The sequence below is a fragment of the Stenotrophomonas oahuensis genome (genome assembly GCF_031834595.1).
GTDB lineage: Bacteria > Pseudomonadota > Gammaproteobacteria > Xanthomonadales > Xanthomonadaceae > Stenotrophomonas > Stenotrophomonas oahuensis.
In genome coordinates this window covers 1,671,688-1,694,093 of record NZ_CP115541.1, presented here as the reverse complement: position 1 = coordinate 1,694,093, position 22,406 = coordinate 1,671,688, and the positions used below count along the sequence as shown (strand labels likewise).

Annotated in this window: 19 protein-coding genes; 10 read left to right on the top strand and 9 right to left on the bottom strand. The window is 64.2% G+C overall.

The window, feature by feature from the left end; translation table 11 throughout:
• Window positions 1-14: 14 nt before the first annotated feature.
• Window positions 15-3,815, bottom strand: coding sequence for a LamG-like jellyroll fold domain-containing protein (locus PDM29_RS07345; protein ID WP_311193196.1), 3,801 nt, complete (start codon window positions 3,813-3,815; stop codon window positions 15-17).
• A gap of 181 nt (window positions 3,816-3,996) precedes the next feature.
• Entirely contained in the window at window positions 3,997-6,756 is a 2,760-nt protein-coding gene (locus tag PDM29_RS07340) for a TonB-dependent receptor (protein ID WP_311193195.1), read from the bottom strand.
• 271 nt (window positions 6,757-7,027) lie between these two features.
• Between PDM29_RS07340 and PDM29_RS07335 the strand changes: the two genes are divergently transcribed.
• The 4 genes from PDM29_RS07335 to PDM29_RS07320 all read left to right on the top strand — a co-directional run bounded on the left by PDM29_RS07335 (window position 7,028) and on the right by PDM29_RS07320 (window position 10,354).
• The gene (locus PDM29_RS07335; protein WP_425508724.1) at window positions 7,028-8,044 is read left to right on the top strand and encodes a sugar kinase; all 1,017 of its coding nucleotides are present in this window, start codon (window positions 7,028-7,030) and stop codon (window positions 8,042-8,044) included.
• Window positions 8,031-8,669 (top strand): bifunctional 4-hydroxy-2-oxoglutarate aldolase/2-dehydro-3-deoxy-phosphogluconate aldolase, encoded by a 639-nt coding sequence (gene eda / locus PDM29_RS07330; RefSeq protein ID WP_311193194.1) that lies wholly within the window; start codon window positions 8,031-8,033, stop codon window positions 8,667-8,669. The genes PDM29_RS07335 and eda overlap by 14 nt, the downstream gene beginning before the upstream one ends.
• Before the next feature lie 115 nt (window positions 8,670-8,784).
• Window positions 8,785-9,813: an alcohol dehydrogenase AdhP gene (gene adhP, locus PDM29_RS07325; RefSeq protein WP_311193193.1), complete on the top strand. Its 1,029-nt coding sequence runs from the start codon at window positions 8,785-8,787 to the stop codon at window positions 9,811-9,813.
• A gap of 151 nt (window positions 9,814-9,964) precedes the next feature.
• Window positions 9,965-10,354, top strand: a complete 390-nt coding sequence (locus PDM29_RS07320; protein ID WP_311193192.1) for a hypothetical protein — start codon at window positions 9,965-9,967, stop codon at window positions 10,352-10,354.
• Window positions 10,355-10,374: 20 nt separating this feature from the next.
• On the opposite strand, the gene PDM29_RS07315 is transcribed toward PDM29_RS07320, so the two are convergent.
• Together PDM29_RS07315 and PDM29_RS07310 are read right to left on the bottom strand one after the other, a co-directional pair.
• The gene (locus tag PDM29_RS07315; protein ID WP_311193191.1) at window positions 10,375-11,139 is read right to left on the bottom strand and encodes a hypothetical protein; all 765 of its coding nucleotides are present in this window, start codon (window positions 11,137-11,139) and stop codon (window positions 10,375-10,377) included.
• A 115-nt stretch (window positions 11,140-11,254) separates the two neighbouring features.
• Window positions 11,255-11,653, bottom strand: coding sequence for a hypothetical protein (locus PDM29_RS07310; RefSeq protein WP_311193190.1), 399 nt, complete (start codon window positions 11,651-11,653; stop codon window positions 11,255-11,257).
• Window positions 11,654-11,800: 147 nt separating this feature from the next.
• On the opposite strand from PDM29_RS07310, the gene PDM29_RS07305 reads away from it, so the two are divergent.
• On the top strand, window positions 11,801-12,094 hold the full coding sequence (locus tag PDM29_RS07305) for a hypothetical protein (protein WP_311193868.1): 294 nt from the start codon (window positions 11,801-11,803) through the stop codon (window positions 12,092-12,094).
• A 156-nt stretch (window positions 12,095-12,250) separates the two neighbouring features.
• On the opposite strand, the gene PDM29_RS07300 is transcribed toward PDM29_RS07305, so the two are convergent.
• Window positions 12,251-14,380: a TonB-dependent receptor family protein gene (locus PDM29_RS07300; protein ID WP_311193189.1), complete on the bottom strand. Its 2,130-nt coding sequence runs from the start codon at window positions 14,378-14,380 to the stop codon at window positions 12,251-12,253.
• A 173-nt stretch (window positions 14,381-14,553) separates the two neighbouring features.
• On the opposite strand from PDM29_RS07300, the gene PDM29_RS07295 reads away from it, so the two are divergent.
• The 5 genes from PDM29_RS07295 (at window position 14,554) to PDM29_RS07275 (ending at window position 19,529) form a co-directional block, all read left to right on the top strand.
• Window positions 14,554-15,756, top strand: coding sequence for an amino acid aminotransferase (locus PDM29_RS07295; RefSeq protein ID WP_311193188.1), 1,203 nt, complete (start codon window positions 14,554-14,556; stop codon window positions 15,754-15,756).
• 257 nt (window positions 15,757-16,013) lie between these two features.
• Window positions 16,014-17,030, top strand: coding sequence for a class 1 fructose-bisphosphatase (locus PDM29_RS07290; RefSeq protein ID WP_311193187.1), 1,017 nt, complete (start codon window positions 16,014-16,016; stop codon window positions 17,028-17,030).
• A gap of 124 nt (window positions 17,031-17,154) precedes the next feature.
• Entirely contained in the window at window positions 17,155-17,865 is a 711-nt protein-coding gene (locus tag PDM29_RS07285) for a 2OG-Fe(II) oxygenase (RefSeq protein ID WP_311193186.1), read from the top strand.
• A 504-nt stretch (window positions 17,866-18,369) separates the two neighbouring features.
• Window positions 18,370-18,660 (top strand): SymE family type I addiction module toxin, encoded by a 291-nt coding sequence (locus PDM29_RS07280; RefSeq protein WP_311193185.1) that lies wholly within the window; start codon window positions 18,370-18,372, stop codon window positions 18,658-18,660.
• A 350-nt stretch (window positions 18,661-19,010) separates the two neighbouring features.
• Entirely contained in the window at window positions 19,011-19,529 is a 519-nt protein-coding gene (locus PDM29_RS07275; RefSeq protein WP_311193184.1) for a hypothetical protein, read from the top strand.
• A gap of 361 nt (window positions 19,530-19,890) precedes the next feature.
• On the opposite strand, the gene PDM29_RS07270 is transcribed toward PDM29_RS07275, so the two are convergent.
• The 4 genes from PDM29_RS07270 to PDM29_RS07255 are packed head-to-tail and all read right to left on the bottom strand — an operon-like array spanning window position 19,891 to window position 21,690.
• Window positions 19,891-20,289 carry a hypothetical protein gene (locus PDM29_RS07270; RefSeq protein WP_311193183.1) on the bottom strand — a complete coding sequence of 133 codons (399 nt, stop codon included), beginning with the start codon at window positions 20,287-20,289 and terminating at the stop codon, window positions 19,891-19,893.
• Between the two features lie 22 nt (window positions 20,290-20,311).
• The gene (locus PDM29_RS07265) at window positions 20,312-20,740 is read right to left on the bottom strand and encodes a hypothetical protein (RefSeq protein ID WP_311193182.1); all 429 of its coding nucleotides are present in this window, start codon (window positions 20,738-20,740) and stop codon (window positions 20,312-20,314) included.
• A gap of 51 nt (window positions 20,741-20,791) precedes the next feature.
• On the bottom strand, window positions 20,792-21,256 hold the full coding sequence (locus tag PDM29_RS07260) for a hypothetical protein (protein ID WP_311193181.1): 465 nt from the start codon (window positions 21,254-21,256) through the stop codon (window positions 20,792-20,794).
• Window positions 21,253-21,690, bottom strand: coding sequence for a eukaryotic translation initiation factor eIF-2-beta/eIF-5 family protein (locus PDM29_RS07255; RefSeq protein WP_311193180.1), 438 nt, complete (start codon window positions 21,688-21,690; stop codon window positions 21,253-21,255). The genes PDM29_RS07260 and PDM29_RS07255 overlap by 4 nt, the downstream gene beginning before the upstream one ends.
• Between the last annotated feature and the right edge of the window lie 716 nt (window positions 21,691-22,406).

Below are 22,406 nucleotides of genomic sequence, written 5' to 3'. Positions count from 1 at the left end.
GGGCAAGCCCGGCTCTACGGGGTCGGTACCATCACGGTGTTGTTGAGGCGGGTGACTTCGGCCGCATTGCCCTCCAGCATTACGCGTACCCGCAGACCTTCGCGGCTGCCCGCCGGCAACGGCAGGTCAACGGTCGTCGTGCGCGGCACCAGATCACTCGGCGCTTCCATCGCCGGCACTTCGGTCCGCGCGATCTCGCGGCCATTGCGGTCTTCCAGCACCGCCACACCCACCGGCGTGCCCACATGACCCAGGCTGTGCACGGTCACGTGCACCTGCTTTCCATCCACGCGCACATCGCCGCGACCGACACCCAAGTCCGGCCGCAGCTCCACCGGCGTACCGGCCTGCACCAGCTCGAACTCGAACACCTGGGTCTGCCCCGGCGCGAAGCGCAGCGGCATCGAGGCACTGCGCTCCAGCACCACATCCTGCGTGCTGGCCTTGCCGTCGATCACCCCATCACCATCGCGGTCCACACCGCTGCGCACCCGCCACGTACCCGCAGTGACGTTCCACGTGGTCATCTGCGCATCGGCCGCACGCTTGCCGAGGTTGTGCGCGGTAACGGTAAATCGTTCGGTATTCGGCGCATGCACCAGCAACCCGACCTGCTCGGCCGCCTCGGGCTGGGTGAAGCGCCAGCTGACGGTGTGGCCGGGCCAGCTCTGGTTGCGGCGCAAAGCGATGCCGCCGAGGCGGGCGCGCTGCAGGAACTCGCTGTTGGCTTCCACGCGGTCAGACCACCAGTGGCCCTCGGTGTTCATGTACTCGCGCTGTGCCTTGGCCTGGATGCCATCGGCGTGCAGTTCCTCCAGGTACTTCTTGTCGCCGGTGGCCTGCCATGCCATCACGCTGGCAAAGCCGGTCTTGCCTGCATCGGCTTCCGCGATCAGCGCAGGATTCCAGTCCGCGCCACGGCCCAGCACTTCGACGAAGTTCTCGCCGAGGTTGGACAGGGAGCTGGGACCGCCCCGCGCCACGCGATAGTCCAGCGCCTTGAGGTACTTGTCGTCACCGGTGAAGCGCCACGCGGCCCAGAAAGTGTGCATGGTGTCGCCGCCACCGGAGCCGCTGTTGAGCTCGCCGCCACGGGTTTTGCCGGTTGCCCAGTTGATCTCGTTGGGCAGCGCCCAGCGGCCCTTGTCGTCGGTGTACGCGTGAGCGAGGTAACCGTCCGCCAAACCGACCACCAGTTTGCGGCCGGTGGGATCCGCGTTGTACTGGCCCATCAGGAACGCGGGGTGCAGGGCGGGGAAGGAGTACGGCTTCTGCCACTGCCAGTTCGGCTCGCGATACACCTTGTTGCCGCCGAACCAGTTGCTGGAGAACAGCAGGTGGCCCTGCGGGTTGGGCAGGATGATGCGCTCGTTGAAGGCCTTCACCGTTTCCATCAGCCGCTCCACGGTCAACGGGTCGCCCCAGTTGAGGTAGAGCATCGCGCTGTTGGCGTTGATGCCTTCTTCGTAGCTGTGCAGCTCGTCGGTTTCGATGGTGCTCAGCCCATTGCTGAACATGCCATTGCGGCACACCGCGTCACTCAGCGCGGTGAGCGAGGCATTGAGCCGGTCCGGTTCCACGCCCATCAGCGCCAGGCCGGGCCACTGCTGGGTGAGGTCGGTGTCGTCGGAGATGCCGCCGCCGAAGTCGCCATACGCGATCTGGCGGTTGTCGATCCACCAGTCGACGAAGCGACGCACGTACTTGAGGTCTTCGGTCTGGCGGAACGCCCACAGCGGTGCGCCTTTGGGCGCTTCGGGCTGTTTGAACGGCGGTTTGCCCTGGCTGTTGTAGCTGATGTAGTTCCAGTACAACCGGCCCAGTTCGTGGTCCGGGTCCACCCGCAGCAGATCGCTCAGGTCGGCATACACGCGCGCATACAGGCGCTGGCGCTTGGAGGTGGTGTGCTCCTCGACCAGGAAGCCCCAGTTGTCGCGCACCTGGTTGAAGCGGTCGGCGGTGTGCTCGCGCTTGGCTTCGGCGCGGTCCTTGAACACCAGGCGGATCTCGGCGCCGTCCAGCGAGGCAGCATTGAAGCCGGGCGCGCCGGAGGCCACGCTCAGCCACAAGCTGTCGGCGGTGAGAATGCGGTCGCGCAGGTCCAGCCACAGCGTGCGCTTCTCGCCGGGTTTGACCGAGACGCTGACATCGATCATGTCGCGTGCCGGCCAGATCGGGTCCTTGATGCGGATGTTGAGCGGAATCAGGCCATCGCGCGTTGCCGGCAGGTTCAGTGCCGGGATGTCGATGGCCACGCCATCGAGTCCGTCGTACATGTTCTCCCAGCTGTGCGCCCAGCTGCGGATCAGCGGCTGCGCGGCCGGGGCATCACCCACGCCGGAAGGAATCAGCACGTGCACGATCGGCAGCGGCTGCGCTGGCAAGGTGTCCGCTGCGCGACGGCGCGAACCGGCTCCCTTCGGCAGCGCCATCACCGTGCTGCGTTCTGCAGCGGGGTAGCGGCCGTCGATGTACTCGCGCAGCGTGGTGATGTTGAGGTAGTCGGGCAGCGCCTGGCTGTCGATCAGGTAACGCTGCTTGACCGTGCCTTCCGGCTCGGCGGCGTCGCTCACGTTGTAGGCCCAGATCTCCTGGATCGGGGTTTCCTGCTCGGTGTTGCGGAAGTGCAGCACGCCGCCGCGCTGGGCGGGAATGTCGTCCACGCTGCGCACCACGCCCTGCGGGCGTTGCAGCAGCGACGTGGCAGGCTGGCCGTCGGCGGAGTGGCTCAACGCTCCGAAGGCCGCACCGCGTACTTCGACGCGGTTGACGGCTTCACCTTCGGGCAGAGTCAGGTCGAGCTGCTGCCCGCCTTCCACATAGGTGTTCCAGTCCGGCAGCTGGAAGTAATCGTTACGGCCGGGCAGGCGCGAGCGGTTGTACACGCCCGGCCAGGTGGTTTCGGCAATGCCGTCGGTGGCCTTCCACATCCACTGCTTGTGGTCCTTGGTGTCGGCGAACTCGACCTTGCGGATGGAGGTGGTTGGGGCAGTCAGCGCCGGCGGCAGCGCGCGGTCCCAGCCGAAGCGGTGGTTCCATGCGCGCTGTGCGTCAGCCGCGGCAACGGCCGAGGTCGGCGCGCGATTGGCTGCCAGTGCGGTCATCCCGGCCGGATCCAGCAGGCGGTCGTAGACGCGGATCTCGTCGAAGTCGCTGCCCCGCAGGAAGTTGTAGCGGCTTTGCACCTGGTAAGGAGCCATAACGCGACCGGCCAGGCCCAGCTGATCCAAGGCGGCATCGTAGTCGGCGGTGGTTTCAGCGCGCGCGACTTCCTTGCCGTCCACATACAGGCGTACGCCGTGGTCTTCGTCCCAGCCGAAGGCGATGTGCTGCCAGCGATCGGCAGCGGGCAGGGCGTCCAGCTTGAACGAAACACGGGTGCGCGCCAGGTTGGCGTCGGTCACAAAGGCATCGAAACCGTGGCCGTTCCAGTCGATGCGCAGCCAGGCCATGTCCCAGCTGCTGTGGTCGGCGTAGCCGACGCGGAAGATCACGAACGGTGCTTCGCCTACCGCATAGCGCGGACGCCAGTAGAAACCGAGGGTGCCGCGCTGGGCCTGGATGTTGCCCGGCGCATTCCACGACAGCACGCCGTCGTCGGCCCACTGGATGGCGCGGCCGTGCGCGCCGTCAGCCACGGTGGTGACCTTGTCGACGAAGTTTGGAATCGCATCGCCCTGTGCGGCGTCGGCCTCAAGGCCGTGCTCGGCCGAGACATGGAACAGCAGCTGCGGAGTGTTCTGCGCGGCGGCAGTCCCGGCGCTGGTGAGCAGCAGAGCCAGCAGGCTGGCGGACAATGCGGAGCGTTGCAGCATGTGACCTTCCTTTCCACAGCGAGAACGTACGGCGCAACACGCCATCCTCGTCAGCAGAACGGTGCGGTCGGCCACGGCCGCGGTGTCAGCGCAGGGCCGTCAGAAACTAGCAAAGGGAAAACGGGGCGGCATCTTGCGCCGCAGCAGCGGCGTGGTTGCCCACGCCGCTGCCTTCGTGCGGTCAGAACTTGTAGCGCACGCCGAGCATGTACTGACGCCCGGTTTCGGTGTACTGCAGCGGCAGCTCACCGGTGGCCGGCGAGTACACCCACTCGTCCGAAGCCTCGTTGGTCAGGTTCATGCCTTCCAGGCTCAGCTCCAGCTTGTCGGTGATCGCATAGCGGATCGACGCGTCAATGAAGGTGGTCCCGGTCATGCCGTGGTAGCCGTCCAGGCTGAAACCATTCTCGGTACCGGTGACCTGGGTCAGGTAGTCGTCGCGGTTGGTCGCCGAAACGCGGCCGGACCACACTTTGCCTTCATAGAACAGGGTGGCGTTCCACGAGTTGCGCGACAGACCGGTCAGGTCCGCTTTCAACACGGCTTGGCCGGCGGAGTTGATGTACTGGATCTGCGAATCCACCCAGGTGTAGTTCAACTGCACGCCCAGGTTCGACCAGTTGCCCGGCAGGAAGGTGAAGGGCTGGGTGTAGTTCACTTCCACGCCCTTCAGCTCGCCACCCGGGGTGTTGACCGGCTTGGTGTAGGTGAAGTCGCTGTCCGGGGTGGCACCGGTGCCGATCAGCAGTTCGGCCGGCAGGCCGCTGTCGCTGAAGGGACGGGTTTCGCGGGTGGTCTGGATGAAGGTGTCGATGTCCTTGTAGAACAGACCGACGCCGGCCATCGCGCCTTCGGCGAAGTACCACTCGAAGCCCAGGTCCACATTGGTGGCACGGATCGGATCCAGGTTCGGGTTACCGGTGGAGATGGTGCGTGCACCACCGGCCACGGCCACGGTCGAGCCCGGGGTCAGGCTGCCCAGGCCCGGACGGCTCATCACCTTGGCCGCGCCGAGGCGGATCAGGAAGTCCGGGGTGATTTCGGCGACCAGGTTGAACGACGGCAGGGTGTCGTCGTACTCGCGCTCCACGGTGGTGGAGACGGTGGTGGTGGACAGCGTGGACAGACCGGTGGAGCTCTGCTTGGTCTTGACGTAGCGGACACCGAAGTTACCCGAGAACGGGATGCTGCCCAGGTCGGTCGAGAACTCGCCCATCAGGTAGCCGCCGCGGTCCTTCTCTTCCACGCTGCGCACGTTGTTGGCGCGCGGGGCGACGGCGAAGGTGCCGCTGTTGCTGTAGATGTCGAAGTAGTCGGCAATCGCATCCAGGTTCGGCACCACCCACTGGTCCGGGTTGCCGTTGATGCCCTTCAGGCTGGCCGGCTGGGTCATGTCGACCGGCACGATCTTGGTGCCGTTGGCGAAGTTCGGCACGGCCAGTTCGCTGGCGCGGCGCAGCTCAACCGTCTTGAAGGTGTAATCCTTGGCCAGGATGCCGCCCTTCAGGCGGAAGCCGGGGCTGATGTTCCAGTTGAAGTCGATCTGGCCGGTGTCGAAGTCGTTGTCCACGTACTGCGGACGCAGACGGATCTCTGCCAGCTCCCAACCCGCCGGGTCAGTCGGGTTGATACCGTAGTTCAGGATCGGGAAGCGGTTGTTGCCGCGATAGTCGTAGCTGTAATTGTCGACGTCATATTTGTCCATGATGATCGTGGTCTGGATCGGGTTCTCGTGCTTGGAGCGCGAGATGCCGACCTTGCCGGACAAGGTGAAGTCGTCGCCGAAGCGGTGCTGGCCATTCAAGGCGATCTGCTTGAATTCGGTGCTCCACTCGTCGTGGCGGTTTTCGGTGCGGATGTCGACGTTGTCGAATTCACCGTAGACCAGTGCGTTGTTCTCGATCACACCGTTCTTGACGACGGTAGCCGGCTTGCCGACCAGGCGCGGCGTGGTGCTGGTGCCGCGGCTGAAGGAAATGGCTTCGATGTAGTTCTCATCGCGCTCGGCGTCGATCTTCGAGTACAGCGCGTCCAGCGAGATCTCGGTGGCGTCGGTCGGCTTCCACTGCAGGGTGCCGGTGACGCCCAGGCGCTTCTGCTCGTGTTCCATCTGCACGTAGCGCGGGAAGCGCGGGTGATAGACGTCGGCACTGCGCGCGGCGGTGAACGGCGAGGTGGCGCTGAAGTTGCCGTTGCTGGGGCCATTGGCCCAGCGGCCGGTGTTGGAGCCTTCTTCCAGCGCCTGGCGCTCGGAGTAGGCCACCGACAGCAGCGCGCCGAAGGTGTTGTCGGCCCAGGTGTTGGAGATCAGGGCAGCCACGCGCGGGTCAGCCTTTTCAGCCATGGCGTTGTAGCTGGCCTGGCCGCTGGCGGCGAAGGTGAAGCCGTCATAGTCGAACGGGCGGGCGGTGCGCAGGTCCACGGTGGCACCCAGCGAGCCTTCTTCCACGTCGGCCGAGGCGGTCTTGCGCACGATCAGCTGCGAGAAAAGGTCCGAGGCGAACACGTTGAAGTCGAAGCCACGGCCGCGGTTGGTGCCGCCGCTCTGGTCGCCGGCGCCCACGGTGGTGAGCGCTTCCATGCCGTTGATGCGGACGCGGGTGAAGTCCGGGCCCAGGCCTCGCACGGAGATGTTGCGGCCTTCGCCGGCTTCACGGGTGATGACCACGCCGGGCACGCGCTGCAGCGACTCGGCCAGGTTCAGATCGGGGAACTTGCCGATGTCTTCGGCGACGATGGCGTCGACCACGCCGGACTCACTGCGCTTGATGTCCAGCGCCTTCTCGACGCTGGCGCGGTAGCCGGTGACGGTGACGGTATCCAGTTGGGTGGCCGCCTGGTCGGTCTGCTCCTGGGCCAGCGCGGTGCCACCAAGCGCCAGGCCGATCGAAAGTGCGAGCAAGGTAACCGGTGTCTTTTTCTGATTGATTCGGTATTGCATGTTTTCCCTCTCCCAAGGTGCTACATGAAACAGCAATCCGGCGACGTGTCAGTGCAATGACACCGCTGGTCAGGGCGGACGTTAACAGCACGTGGAGGACAGGGCATCTTGCACCGCAACAGATTTGCAATGTCCCGCAGACGCTTGCGGGACAATGGTTCCGACTTTGCCCCCGGGTAGACGGGGCGGCCCGGCCCGCTAGAATGACACCGCTAGCCAAACTGTCTTGGCGCTGTCGCCCGGTCAGTTCCACAACAAGGGATCCATCGCCATGAGTCGTGTTGTCTGTTTTGGAGAGTTGCTGCTGCGCATGAGCGCCCCCGGCCGTGAACTGCTGCTGCAGACGGCGCAGCTGACGGTACACCCCGGTGGGGCCGAGGCCAACGTGGGCGTGTCGCTGGCGCAGTTCGGCCACGACGTTTCCATGGTCAGCACGCTGCCGGCCAACCCGCTGGGCCAGTTCGTGGCCGGCGAGCTGCGCCGGCACCGCGTCGACACCACCCACGTGCAGACCCGCCCCGGTCGCATGGGCCTGTACTTCCTCACCACCGGTGCGGTGCAGCGCGCGAGCGAAGTAGTGTACGACCGCGTGGACTCGGCGTTCTCGCTGGGCAGCGCCGCCGACTACGACTGGAACACGCTGCTGGACGGCGTGGAATGGCTGCATCTTTCCGGCGTCAGCCCGGCGTTGAATCCGGCCATGGCCGAAGCCACCCTGGCCGCCGCGCAGGCAGCCTGCGCGCGCGGTGTAAAGGTGTCGTTCGACGGCAACTTCCGCCCGTCGCTGTGGGCGCGCTGGGAGGGCGATGCACCGCGCATCCTGCGCGAGCTGTTTGCGTGTGCGCATGTGGCGTTTGCGGATTACCGCGACATCGGCGTGGTGCTCGGCGGCGAGTTCCCGCAGACCGATATCGGCGAGCGCGTGGATGCCGCCGCAGCGCAGGCGTTTGCCGCGTTCCCGCGCCTGCAGTGGATGGCCTGCACGCAGCGCACGCCGCACAGCGTGGACCATCATTCGCTGGGCGCGATGCTGATCGGTCGCGACGGCACCCGTGCGGTGGCCGCAGCGCGCGAGATGGTCGGCATTGTCGACCGCATTGGCGGTGGCGATGCCTTCGCCGCTGGCATCCTGCATGGCATGATGCGCGACTTCGACCCGCAGGCCATCGTGCGCTTCGGTTTGGCTGCGGCCATTCTCAAGCACTCGATCCCGGGCGACTTCAACCTGGTCAGCGAAGCTGACGTGATGGCCCTGACGGGCGAGGAGCGATTTGATGTCCGGCGCTGATCCGCGCGTACGCGCAGTGTTGAAACTGGCCCCGGTGATTCCGGTGTTCACCCCGGAAAACGTGGACGATGCCGTGGCCGTAGCGCAGGCCCTGTTCAACGGCGGCCTGCCGGTGATTGAAGTCACCCTGCGCACACCGGTGGCGATGGATGCGATCAAGGCGATGGTGGAAGCGGTGCCCGATGCCGTGGTCGGCGCAGGCACGGTGCTGACCGCCGCGCAGATGGAACAGGTGAAGAAGATTGGCGGGCGCTTCGCGGTGTCGCCAGGTGCCACTGACCGCCTTTACGCGGCAGCGCGCGATACCGACCTGCCGTTCCTGCCGGGCGTGGCCACCTCGTCCGAGCTGATGAAAGGCCTGGAGCATGGCTTGGATACGTTCAAGTTCTTCCCGGCGGTACAGGCCGGTGGCGTGGGCATGCTGAGCGCATGGAACGGGCCGTTCGGCGATGTGCGTTTCTGCCCCACCGGTGGGATCAGCGCGCAGACCGCGCGCGATTTCCTGCATCTGCCGAACGTGCTGTGCGTGGGCGGTTCGTGGTTGACCACGCGGGCACTGATGCAGGCGCGCGACTGGGCCGGCATTGAACAGCTGGCACGGGAATCGGCGGCACTGGTGGGTTGAGGCCCTGTAGTGCCACGCCATGCGTGGCAACCCCTCAGCGCGCGGGTTGATCGGAATCAAAGCGGCATTAAGCGGCGCGGCGCAGGCTGTAACTCCCCCCTGTGGAGTTGCAGCCATGAACACGACGATGAAGGCGGCCGTGGTCCGCGAATTCGGCAAGCCGCTGGTGATCGAGGAAGTGAAAGTGCCGCGCCCCGGTCCGGGCGACATCCTGGTCAAGATCGAGGCCTGTGGTGTCTGCCACACCGATCTGCACGCCGCCGAGGGCGACTGGCCGGTGAAGCCGAACCCGCCGTTCATTCCCGGCCATGAGGGCGTCGGCCATGTCGTAGCGGTGGGCCAGGGCGTGACCCACATCAAAGAAGGCGACCGCGTCGGCATTCCCTGGCTGTACTCGGCCTGCGGCCACTGCGAGCACTGCCTGGGCGGCTGGGAAACGCTGTGCGAAGCCCAGCAGAACAGCGGTTACTCGGTGAACGGTGGCTTCGCCGAGTACGCGCTGGCCAATGCGGACTACGTCGGCCTGCTGCCCAAGGGCATCGGTTTCATTGAAGTGGCTCCGATCCTGTGCGCCGGCGTCACCGTCTACAAGGGCCTGAAAGTTACCGATACCAAGCCCGGCGAGTGGGTGGTGATTTCCGGCGTGGGCGGTCTTGGCCACATGGCGGTGCAGTACGCGAAGGCGATGGGCCTGAACGTGGCGGCGGTGGATATCGACGATGACAAGCTGGCGCTGGCGCAGCGCCTCGGTGCCACCGTAACCGTCAATGCGCGCAACACGGACCCGGCCGCATTCCTGAAGAAGGAGATTGGCGGCGCGCATGGTGCACTGGTCACCGCCGTTTCGCCGAAGGCATTCGAGCAGGCGTTGGGCATGGTGCGTCGTGGCGGCACGGTGTCGCTCAACGGCCTGCCGCCGGGCCAGTTCCCGCTGGACATCTTCGGCATGGTGCTCAACGGCATCACCGTGCGCGGCTCGATCGTCGGCACCCGGCTGGACCTGCAGGAGTCGCTGGCGTTCGCCGAGCAGGGCAAGGTTGCTGCCACCGTCACCAGCGATTCACTGGACAACATCAACGACATCTTCGCGCGCATGCACGCCGGCAAGATCGAGGGCCGCGTGGTGCTGGACATGAACCGCTGAGCCCGGTAGTGCCGAAGAGAACGGCAGGAGCCGTTCTCAACGTCACGCAGTGACGGCCCGAAGGGTGCCCGCCAAGGATGGCGGGCATAGCGCTGGCCGGCTCCTCATGGACCCCACCATAATGGAGGCCGTTTCCCCCCTGTAGCCGCCCATGTCCGCCTTGTCTCTCCTCAAAACCCCGGCCCTGTCCGTGCTGTGCGTGGTCGTGGCGCTGTTCGTGCTGGGCATGGTCAGCGGCGCGGGCGGCTGGGTCGCGCCTTGGGTTGGCCTGGGGCAGGGGGAGGGTCGCCTGGCCTGGGATCTGGGCTGGACGATTCTGGGCGGCTTTGCCGCCTGCGCATTCGCCAGCCGCTATGCCCCCACCTGGCCGTGGCTGCACGGTGGCATCGTGTGGGCGATGATCGTCGGGGCCTCGGCGTTTGCTGCGTGGGACCAAGGCAGCGACTACCCTTTCTGGTTCGTGGCAGCTCTGCTGGTGTCGTTGCCGTTCCAGGCCGTAGGCATCTGGCTGGGCGCGCGCTTCCGCCCGCGCACCGGCTGATCCACAGCGACGAGAGGTGGCTACGCCTCCGAGGCCTCAATGGCCGCAGCTGACATCAACGATTTGCAGCTCTGATGCAGCGCCTCGTGGCCGGCATATTTCCCGCTGGATCGGATCTCTGTGCCAGAGACGTCCATCACCACCGTTCGGCCCGCGCAGGCATCGAAGAATGCAATCCGGGTTCCCGATTCTGAAATCACAGCCCCTTTTCCGATCGGTCGATTCTCGCGCCAGAGCTCCTGGCAACTCCCTGAATACTCATCCATACACGCACCCGTTTTAAGCTTTTGCGCAAGCTGCTCTCCGCGACTTTCCCCCATTGCAGCAGGTAGACCGAGAACGAGTACAACTCCGGCCATCAAGACGAGCGATATCATGGGTGCGACGAGGGCTGCGATCGTGCTGTAAACGACAGCACGCGTACGAGGTCCTCCAGAGGCTGCCTTCTTCGGGGTGGATGGCCAGAAGTAGGACATGGCGAGTGCGAATGTCGCGAATCCAACTACGACCACAGCCCAAGGACGACTCCCCAAGACATCCAGATAGTCGGCCCATTTGAAGAAGAATGAATACGCTCCCCATTCGATGATGGACTCACGTGTCCTGTCAAAGGCATCCACTGGCACGCCTAGTTCCGAGAGATAGGTTGCCCGGGCGACTGAGCCCACCCAGTAGAGAAGGATGCCGCCCGCAGTCACGGCAGTGGTCAGCAGCAGCGCTACTCCTGCAAGAGTGAACTTGGCCGTCCAGCTCACCTGGGATACCGATTTTGATGCGTCGTCCACTGAGTTGCTCCGATTCATTGATCGGGCAATGCTAGTGGAAGACAGAAACTAGGGGGCAAATGCGGCCCAACTCCGTCAGTTTCGGCGTGGAAGATTAATGGTCAACATTTCCCGCCTACTGCAGTAATCCATGTACCGCCGTGGGCGGCATGTGGTCCAGCGCCAGCCAAGCATCTTCGACCACCGCCCGCGCCTGCGGCCAGCCCAGCCGCGAGGCCCCGCGCATCTGTTCCCACTGTTCGGCCAGTTCGCCGTCTGTGTCGCCGTCGTCGCCGCGCGGCCAGTCGGCGCTATGGGTCGTCAGCGCAAAGGCGTAGGCTGGGTACAGGTCTTCCCAGCGTCGGCGTGAGGCGCTGCGGCGGCGCTCAAAGTCGCTGCGCATGTACTGCACGTAGTCCTGCGCCACCGCCTGCGGTTCCACAGCGCGCGCACGGCGGCGGTTGCGCCCGTTCGGATCAGGCAGCCGGTAGGCGCTGAACACGGCAGGGGCGATGCGGCGGTCGGGGCGGGGCATGACACGTCTCCGGCAGCAGGCAGGGTGGGCAGGAATAAGCCTGTGGCCGTTATCCAGCTGTGACAGATCCGTTCAGAGCACTTCTATTCGCGGATGCTTCACTGCCGGAAGCGTGTAGTGGTCGCCCCTCTCAGCGGAGCGACGACCATGCCACGCGACCCTTTGCGCGAAGCCCATCCGCCGGTTCCCGGTGAACAGCGCGGCAAGCACGACCTCTACGACGAAGAGGATCGCGGTGCCGGCATGTCGCCCTCGCATACGCCCGAGCACCTGCGCACCGGCGTGGATGCGGTTCATGGCACGCCGGATGGGCAGCCGGACGACCCCGGGCACAAGGAGCAGCAGGACAAGGCCAACGACAACCAGGATGAGGCGCTGGAGGAGACCTTCCCTGCGAGCGACCCCACCTCACCGTTCGTGCCTGCCAAGGTTCCGAAATGACCGGTGGGGCGGGGACGCGTGGGTGCTGACGCGTTCATGGCCGCACGACCAACGGTCGTGCGCTACCGGTTGCCCCGGTAACGTAACGCGGGCGGATGACACCATGGAACTGTCACGCGGTAGCGCACGACCGTTGGTCGTGCGCCGGCCCTCGCATTACAACCACGACCACTGCAGGCCCACGCCATAGCGCCGGTCCGCCCCCGGCTCGAAGTACCGCTGATTCCCGTCGTTGACGATCACCGACCCCACATAGCGCTGGTCCAGCACGTTATCCACCCGCGCGAACGCCCTCAGCGTCCCCTGTGCGGTGCGCCAGTTCCTCGCCGCCTCCAGGTTCAGCAACGCATACCCGGCCGCCGTATCACTGGCCAGGTCATTCACCACCGTATCGCTGGACGCCACAACTTCCCCGGCCCATTGCCAGTCCCCGGGCCGGTAATCCAGCCGCGCGAACGCCTGTTGCTTCGGCACCCCGGGCAGCCGCGACCCGGACGCCACCACCGTGTCCGGCACCGCACAGCCGCTGCTGGCGCAGGTGGCATACGGCTCGCGCACGGTAGCCTCGATGTACGTGTACGCAAGGGTCAGGTCCAGCTGCGCGGCCAGCGGCTGCTGCAGGCTGGCCTCCACGCCCTGGCGGCGGGTGCGCCCGATGTTGCGGTAGGTGCTGCGGCCGTTGGTGTTGCTGGCCACGGCCAGTTCGTCATCGGTATCGGCGCGGAACACCGCCGCCTCGAAGGCCGCACCACCGGCCCCGCGCCACTTGGTGCCCAACTCCAGATTGCGGCTGCGGGCCGGGTCGAGGTTCAACGCCAGCCCGGCTCCGCCGTCGTTGCGGTAGCCCAGTTCGTTGAAGGTCGGGGTTTCAAAGCCGCGCCCGGCCGAGGCGTACACCCGCCAGGCGTCGCTGGCATGGAACACCACGCCGCCCACCGGGGTGGTGGCGCTGTAGTCGCGTGAGCCGCTGTCGTCGGGGTTGCGCGCGGTGATGTAGTCATCGTTGGAGCGGAAGCGCACGGTGCTGTGGCGCAGCCCCAGCAGCGCCGACCAGCGCGGAGCCCACTGCCAGTTCACCTGGGCGAACTGGTCCACGTTGCGCACGCGATCGCGCTGGTCGCGGCTCAACGCGCCACGCACACCCAGGTCTGAGCCGATGAAGTTCTCGTAACCTCGGCGATCCTGCGTCTGCTGGTCGGCATTGGCACCGATCACCGCTTCCAGCGGCCGGCCCAGCCAGTCGCCCTGCCAGGCCCAGCGCAGGTCCAGCCCGCCGTAACCGCCGTCCAGGTCGATCACTCCGCCGGCATGCAGCGGATTGGCCTGCGGGCCCGGCGGAATGGCCAGGTACTGCTCCACCTGGCGCTGGCCGGCATAGCCCATCGCCCGCCAGGTCTGCGCGCCCTCGGTACGGGTGAAGACCAGGCCGGCCTGGCCCTGGCGTACGGATTTTCGGGTGTTGTACTGGGTGGCCACCGCCGTGGCCTGGCGCGGGTTGGCGTTGACCTGCGCGCGGGTCAGGCCCAGCGGGTCCTGTGCATCCGGCGCATCCAGGTAGTTCAGCACCAGATCCAGCTGGCCGCCGCCGACATCCACGCCCAGCCGGCCATTGAACGATTCACGCCGCGCCCGGCTGTGCTCGCGCCAGCCGGCGGTTTCAAAGTGGTTGGCGGCCAGGTTGTAGCGCAGCGGTCCCTGCTGCCCGCGCAGCTGCGCGCCGGCGCTCAGGGTGGCGTCGCTGCCGGCGGCCACACGCGCCCGCCACGGATCGCCCGCCGCGCCGTCGGCGCTCCACACCTGCACCACGCCACCGGACGAGTTGCCATACAGCGCCGAGAACGGCCCGCGCAGCACCTCGATACGCTGCGCCGAAAGCAGGCTGGCGTGGGAAAGCTGGCCCTGGCCGTCCGGCATGGTCGCCGGCACCCCATCCACCAGCACCCGTACCCCGCGCACCCCGAAGGTGGAGCGTGCGCCGAAGCCACGGATGGAGAGCTGGGTGTCCTGGGCCAGGTTCTGGCGGTCACGCGCCAGCAGGCCCGGCACGCCGTTCAGCGCCTCGCTGACCTGGGCGAGGGTGCCAATGACCTCGTCATCCAGCTGCACGGTGCTGATCGACGCCGGCAGGTCGACGTCGGCGACCCGCTGGCCGCGCGCGGCCTGGACCTGCACCGTGGGCAGGCGCTCGATGCCCGGGGCCTCGGCGGCCTGGGCCAGGGCGGTGACCGGCAACGCGCCGGCGACGATGAACGATGAATGGCGCAACAGGGGGATAAAGCGACGCATGCGGGGGCAGGGTCTCCGGTGGGGGGAAGGCCGTCTGTCAGCGTACGGCATGGAAGGTGACGAGAGCCGCCGCGCCCATGCCACGGCTTTGTTACGATGGCGCTGTTTCGGCCCATGCTGCCGTAACACCGAGCGCGAAACCTCCCCATCCGTCATTTCGAATGAGTACCGCCGTGTCCTTCTTTGCAAACGTGGAACTGGTCCCGGGCGACCCGATCCTGGGCCTGACCGAGGCATACAACGCCGACAGCCGTTCGACCAAGGTCAACCTGGGCGTGGGCATCTATTACGACGAGAGCGGCCGCATTCCGCTGCTGCGCGCCGTAAAGCAGATTGAACAGCAGCTGGCCAACGAGGCCAAACCGCGCGGCTACCTGCCGATCGACGGGCTGCCGGCCTACACCCAGGCCACCCGCGAACTGGTGTTCGGCAAAGACTCGCCGCTGCTGGCCGCCGGCCGCGTGGCCACCTCGCAGACCATCGGCGGCAGCGGTGCGCTGCGCGTGGGCGCGGACCTGCTGCACAAGCTGCTGCCGCACGCCACCATCGCCATCAGCAACCCCAGCTGGGAAAACCACCGCGCGGTGTTCGGTGCCGCCGGCTTTGAAGTGGTGGAATACACCTACTTCGACGCCGCCACCCACGGCGTGGACTTCGCCGGCATGCTGGCCGACCTGGAAAAGCTGCAGCCGGGCACCGTGGTGCTGCTGCATGCGTGCTGCCACAACCCGACCGGTGCCGACCTCACCGTCGAGCAGTGGAAGCAGGTGGCGCAGCTGCTGAAGGACCGCCAGCTGTTCCCGTTCATCGACATGGCCTACCAGGGCTTCGACAAGGGCATCTTCGAAGACGGCGCTGCGGTGCGCATCATCGCCGAAGCCGGCATCGACAGCTTCGTGGTCGCCAACTCGTACTCCAAGTCGTTCTCGCTGTATGGCGAGCGCGTGGGTGCGCTGTCGGTGGTGGCTCCGGACGCGAACGCCGCCAAGGCCGTGCAGTCGCAGGTGAAGCGCATCATCCGCACCATCTACTCCAGCCCGTCGAACCACGGTGCGGCGCTGGTGGCCGGTGTGCTGACCAGCCCCGAGCTGCGGCAGATGTGGGAGCAGGAACTGACCGAGATGCGCGAGCGCATCCACGCCCTGCGTCATGGCCTGGTGCAGAACCTGGTCGCCGCAGGCGCACCGGAGTTCGCCTTCATCAACGACCAGGCCGGCATGTTCTCGTACTCCGGCCTGACCCGCCCGCAGGTGGACCGCCTGCGTGACGAGTTCGGCATCTACGCCGTCGGCACCGGCCGTATCTGCGTGGCCGCGCTGAACCAGGGCAACCTGGAGTACGTGGCCAAGGCCGTGGCGACGGTCGCCAAGGGCTGATCCACCGCAACACGTTGCACGCAGAACGGCCGCCCTGTGCGGCCGTTCTGCTATCTGCACGACCATCTGTCATCTTTGCTCACCGGGATCCCGGTAGTGCCGGCCGCTGGCCGGCAACCACGCACCTGCATCCGAAGCTCATTAGGTTGCCGGCCAGCGGCCGGCACTACCTGGAAACGGTTACCCGACGCTTCGCCTCGTAATGCCCCACCGAACGGGCCACAATACGGCCCCCGAATGTCTTTGGCAGTCATTTCATGTCCCGTACGTCGCTCACCCGGTACCTGATCGAAGAACAGCATGCCGGCCGCATCAACGCCGACCTGCGCCAGCTCATCGCCGTCGTCGGCCGCGCCTGCACCAGCATCTCCATCGCCGTGAGCAAGGGCGCACTGGGTGGCGTGCTCGGTGACGCCGGCACCGGCAACGTGCAGGGCGAAGCGCAGAAGAAGCTGGACGTGATCAGCAACGAGATCCTGCTTGAAGCCAACGCCTGGGGTGGCCACCTGGCCGCCTGCGCCTCGGAAGAAATGGACCACTGCCAGCCCGTGCCGGACACCTACCCGCGCGGCGACTTCCTGCTGCTGTTCGATCCCCTCGATGGCAGCTCCAACATCGACGTGAACGTGTCGGTCGGCACCATCTTCTCGGTGCTGCGCTGCCCGCCGGGCACCGAGCAGCCGAATGATGAAAGCTTCCTGCAGCCGGGCACCGCGCAGATTGCCGCTGGTTACTGCATCTACGGGCCCAGCACCCAGATGGTGCTGACCACCGGCCACGGCACCCACGCCTTCACCCTGGACCGCGAGAAGGGCGAGTTCGTGCTGACCACGCCGAACATGCAGATTCCGGAAGACACCCAGGAATTCGCCATCAACATGTCCAACCAGCGCCACTGGGAAGTCCCCATGCAGGGCTATGTACAGGACCTGCTGGCCGGCAAGGAAGGCGCACGCGGCAAGAACTTCAACATGCGCTGGATCGCCAGCATGGTGGCCGACGTGCACCGCATTCTCACCCGCGGCGGCATCTTCATCTACCCGTGGGACAAGAAAGACCCGAGCAAGGCCGGCAAGCTGCGCCTGATGTACGAAGCCAACCCGATGGGCCTGCTGGTGGAACAGGCCGGTGGTGCCGCCACCACTGGCCGCGAGCGCATTCTGGACATCCAGCCGGACCACCTGCATCAGCGCGTGCCGGTGTTCCTCGGCTCGAAGAACGAAGTGGCCGAAGCCACCCGTTATCACCGCGAGCACGACGCCGCGCAGGGCTGATGCACGCATGCGGGGGTCGGTCGCCGGCTGACCCCTGCATTATGTGGAATCTGTCACATGGCAACGGCGTGACATCACGCATGGCACCGGTCAACATCGGGGGCGAATGCTCACGGACCGACTCATGACCGCCGAAACGCCGCGCGATTTCATTGAAGTAATCCACAACGCCATCCCCGCCGAAGCGTGCGCCGCGATCCTGGCGCAGATGCGCGCCAGCGCCCAGCTGCAACCCGGTGAAGTGGGCAGTGGCGTATTCCCGGAACTCAAGCACAGCAAGGACCTGCGCATCAGCGGCCGCGCCGAATGGCAGCAGGTGGAAATGCTGTTGCAGCAGGCCGTATTCAAAGGCGTATTGAGTTATCTACGCCGTTATCCACAGGCGTTGATCTCGCCGCTGATGTTGCAGGTTCAAGACACCGACGGCAGTGCACGTCGGCTGTCTGCCGATGACTTCCCCGGGATGGAAGATGCCCAGCTTTCCGAACTGGCCCGTACGTGCCTGCGCCCCGGCGCCATCAACCTGCAATGGTATGCGGCGGGCGAGGGGGGTTATCCGTACTGGCATTGCGAGCTGTATCCCCGCGATCCGGCGGGCGAGACCCTGCACCGGCACCTGCTGTGGACGTTGTACCTCAATGACGACTTCCAGGCCGGCGAGACCGAGTTCATGTTCCAGGAACGGAAGATCGCGCCGCGTACCGGCAGCCTGTTGATTGCACCGACGGCGTTTACGCATACGCATCGTGGGAACCGGCCCGAGGGTGGGGACAAGTTCATTGCGACCAGCTGGATTCTGTTCCAGAGCGCGCAGCGTCTTTACGGCGGCGCCTGACCCCGCCTCCAACCGTCACCACGTGACGGAAATCGGAACCTGGACGAAACCGGTAGGTATCGACCGTTGGTCGATACCCCACCCACACCGTTCGCACCGCCACTCACCCGCGACGCAAGATTGGCCCTTCGCGACATTTCGAATTTGTCTGCGCCATACGCGTCATTCCGCTGACCGGATGCCCAAACCGCGCACCAGATCACGCTAATCCGCCGCACATCCGGCATTTCCGGCCCAATCCCGACACGCCCGCGTTGCGCCGGCGGTGTCGCAAAAAACCAATGAAAACAAATTGCTTGGTGAGTTGAACGCCCAACGGCATGGTGACTCGACGGAGCTCAAAACTCCAACTTGGCGAAAATGTAGAAGGTCCCACGTCGGGAGGGTGGCTAATACAACACCCTCATGTGGGAATACGCCCGCCGTCTGCCAAGTTACGGTTTTGACCTCCCGACTTCCCCTCGCCTTTCAGGCGAGGGTGTTCCTTCCAGCCGGAGTCATCACATGCATCAGCACTTCGATCAGCCGCAGGAAGCAGTACCCAGCACCACCGCCCCGCGCCCGAGCACGCGGCATTTCCCCAACGTCCACTCCGTCCCAACGGACCTGCAGGAACAGGAAGCCGCAACACCTTCCATCTACCTGCGCGGCCCCTGGCTGCGTCGCCTCGGCTTTGAGCCCGGCGAACAGATCCGCGCTGACTGCACACCGGGCGAGATCACCATCACCTTGGCAGCACCGTCTGAAAGCTCAGACGCCGCCATAGTGCGTTACGCGGAAGTAGACGGCAGCTAAACCGTCAAGCAAAAGCGGAACCGGTAGCGCCGGCCGTTGGCCGGCCTCATGAATGCTCATTGCTCGCACAACCTGCGGCGTCCTTGATCGCTCATTCTGCAATCGCATGACGCGTGACGGACGCCGAGACGCCTCGGTAGGGTCGCACGACAGTCGACCGCCGATAGCGACGATCGGCGCGACGAAGGCCGAATGTGCACCGAAGCAAGAGGAACATTGCATCAGCCACCTCAACGCATGCGGGCAATCCCGACAGTCTCCGCGCTTTCCGCATCGGAATTGCTCAGACTCACACTCCGCCCATCCGGATGAGCAGAGAGATCTGATCAACCATTTCCATGATGTCGCAAGTGCAGTTGGAATACGCCTTGGCAGAGTGCCTCCGCGAGCTCGTCCGGTTCGTGGATGCCCAGTCGCAAAGTGGTGCAAGGGATGAGCTAGCTCCGGCCCTTGCCTACTGCTTGACGCCCAAACAATGCGATGACATGGATCGCGTCTGCGACGAGAGTGGCTGGGAGCGTCTCAACTGCTACGCAGTAATGATCAACCCCAGCGACATCCGGCACGTCCTGTGTTCTCGCATCAAGAAGGACAACCTCGACTGTACGCAGATCGCCGAGATCGTGGCAAAGGCCTACAGTCCGCGGAGCTTGGTTAGACGCAATCCACCCACTGTTGATCCCATGACCGAGCGGAGGGGTGATCAGCAGTCCGTGATGCTCAACACGCAGCAGAAGTTCACACTGAACGGGACGGCCTACTACGCCACAGCAATTCTCGAGATCAGAGTTTCGGGTGCCAGAAGATACTTGGCCCCGGTAACGTGTTATCACGCGACCGAGGCCAAGAAACGTAAGATACTCAAGTGACTACGTAGGAAGGACGGCCTCGGTGGCGGGTTTCCGCACTGAAGCGAACAACCACATTGCCAGCAATTTCCCTTCATATGTCCCTCGCGGGACTTCGCAGCTCCGCCGACAAATTTTCTGCTGTCTGCGTAGTCAAGATCTACTATAGCGCTGGGCAGTGAGAGCAGCAACTCACAGGCAGGTATGAGGTTCAGCTTCCTAACGCCCTATTTGATCTCACCTGACTGTATGACCAGGCTCCACGCAGTAAACAGGAGGACGAGCTCCACGTCGGTAGGGTCGCACGACAGTCGACCGCCGATAGCGACGATCGGCGCGACGAAGGCCGCATGCCCGATAAGGTGGCACACATACGGCCACGTCACTCTACGTGTCGATCCGGATAGACCATCGCCATCGCACGGATGTAATCGTCGACCGTCACAACAGGTGTGTCGATGGTCCTGCGCCGATCTCGCGCGATAACGTCAAGGTGAGTCATCAACATGGCGAAGCCAGAGTCCCACTCATTCCAGCGACCTGGCGTCAACTCAATCGCGAAGCGATCAGCAGGTCGCAATTGCCGCACGTCGACTCGCAACTCAGACGCCACCAGCTGAAGAATCTCTTCCACCAGATCGGGCGCGATGCCTGAGCCAAGGTAGTACCGGTCATAAAATTCTGTGCTATTCAGGGCGTCTCGTTCTGCGATGTTCCTCTGTGCGATGGTCGTCTTCCAAGTGCTCCACAGTCTGCGCAACCAGCTAGGCATGTGGGACATCACGTGCTGGCTCCTTGGTTCATCAGCGTTGAAAGAAGTCACACATATTGTAGATATCGCCCTGATCGCGGCAGAATCCAGGCAGATCCATCTCTGCCATCTGCTCGTCTGTGATGCCGCCACGCTGACGCTTGAGCTTCACCGCACTAACGAATGAGTAGGCTTCATAGCTACCACCACGTGTCTCGATCTCCTTCTTTAGGGATTGAAGGTACTCGATGCTCTGATCCGCAAGCCGATCCTCGATAGACAGGTCTGGTGGGTGAATTTCCATCGCACCAAAGAGCACAGATGTCTTTTCGTGTGAACTCAGCCTATTGAAACAGCCGGCGTGGCCGCACTCGTTGTAGCGGTGGTAGGCCTCCAGATCATCACTGCTTCGAAAGAGGCAGCCCGAGAGTGCGATCACCAAGGCTACGAGCGCGATCGCGGACTTACTTGATGCAGTCATAAGGATGTCCTCCGGCCTTGCTTGCTTCAGCTTGAGTACGTCGTAAAGGAACTAGACGCCCTTGAATCTGCTTGAAACGATCTGCGCAACTGCCACGACGCCAAACAAGGAGATCGCGTAGTAAGCCCATTCGACCTCGTTACCGCTTGCGTAGCGCTTGGTGGTGAAGATCGCGAGCGCAGCAAGTACACAGAAGCAGGCCATGATGATCAGCCTAGTCAGCGCGACGCGCTTCACGCTCTGCGCAAGCAGCGGATCAACGGGTGTCGCCTGGGATGGCTGGAACGTCTGCAATAGCAGCGTCGGCGTCACCACGTTCTCGGTTGTTCGGGTGAGGTTCCTGACACACATGAAGCAGACATAGAGCATGGCGACTGATAGCGCGTATATCGGAATCAGCATCGCGAGTGTTGGCTCATTGGTGCCCAATGTGTTTGCTGCCCTATAGGCGAGCCACACAGAGAGCGCGAAGTACATCAGAGCCTTGAACGCACCAAACGTCTTCTTTCCGCTCATGCTTCATTCTTCCTAGCCGTACCTAATTTGCGTGTTCTTTCGCTGTTCACTGAGTTATCCCCCTTGATTTGCCACGTTCTGCCGTAGCGCCGAACAGAGCTTCGAATTGCGGAATCCTGCCTGCTGATCTTGGCGTACCTTGTGTGGAGCCAGATCGATATGGGGAGGGTGATCAGCATAAGAACGATGATCGGACCCAGAATCAGCGGCGTGCTGTGTGTCAGGAATCCCACTACGACCATGACGCCGGCAATCATTCCAATAGCATGCACGTAGACTGAGAAGCAAAGATGTCTGATGAATCCGATTTCACTCTGCAGTTCTGAACCACATGAACTGCAGCGCATCCTGGCGACACGGTTGACCAATACAGACCAGGGTATGCGTTGGTCATCCGCATTGCACTCCGGGCAGACGTAGCGCGCGATCTTCATTTTGACGCCATTTTGCACATATCTTTCGCCAGTTTCGTCGATTCTCGAGGGTCGAGCGGGTGACGCCGTCTGCTGACGGAGCTTGAGTTGGATGCCGATAGAATCATGCCAATTTTCAGTATCAGCAGCTCGCTGCTGCCCCACGTCACTGTGTAATCAGGGGCGTAGGTGACAGGTGCCGCCGGCTTCCATCCTCCCGGGTAGCGCTTCGCCAACTGGTCCAACACAAGCTCCACTTTACGCGCGTCACTTATGACGCATAGCGCTGCATTGGGCGAGGCTGTGTTGTCTGAAACACGCAGTGGAGCTGTTTGGTCATGCGTGGGAAATGAGTCAGAGGCGGCCTGACAGGACACAAGCGTTGAGGCGAGCAGTGATGCCAACAGGAGCGACCTGAGTACAGACGTGGCGTTGCAAAGGGTGCCCGCTCGTTCCAAAGCAGGAGCTTCGTCTTCACGGTGAACCTTACGCATTGCCCTTCTTCCTTGGCCAATCGTAGGTCGCGGCCAGTACCAACGCGAATGTGGAGGCGAGCAGGAGGACAACGAGACTGTCGATGGATTCCGGGTAACTCTGGCACGCCTGCAGATCGCCTGCTCTAGCTGCATTGGTTACACACGTCCTCAGCAGAGAGTAGGTCCCTTTGATGCTGAAGTAGGCATAGAACACGACGATCGTGCATGCCGCGATCGGCAGGCGTCGAATTACGTGGGTGC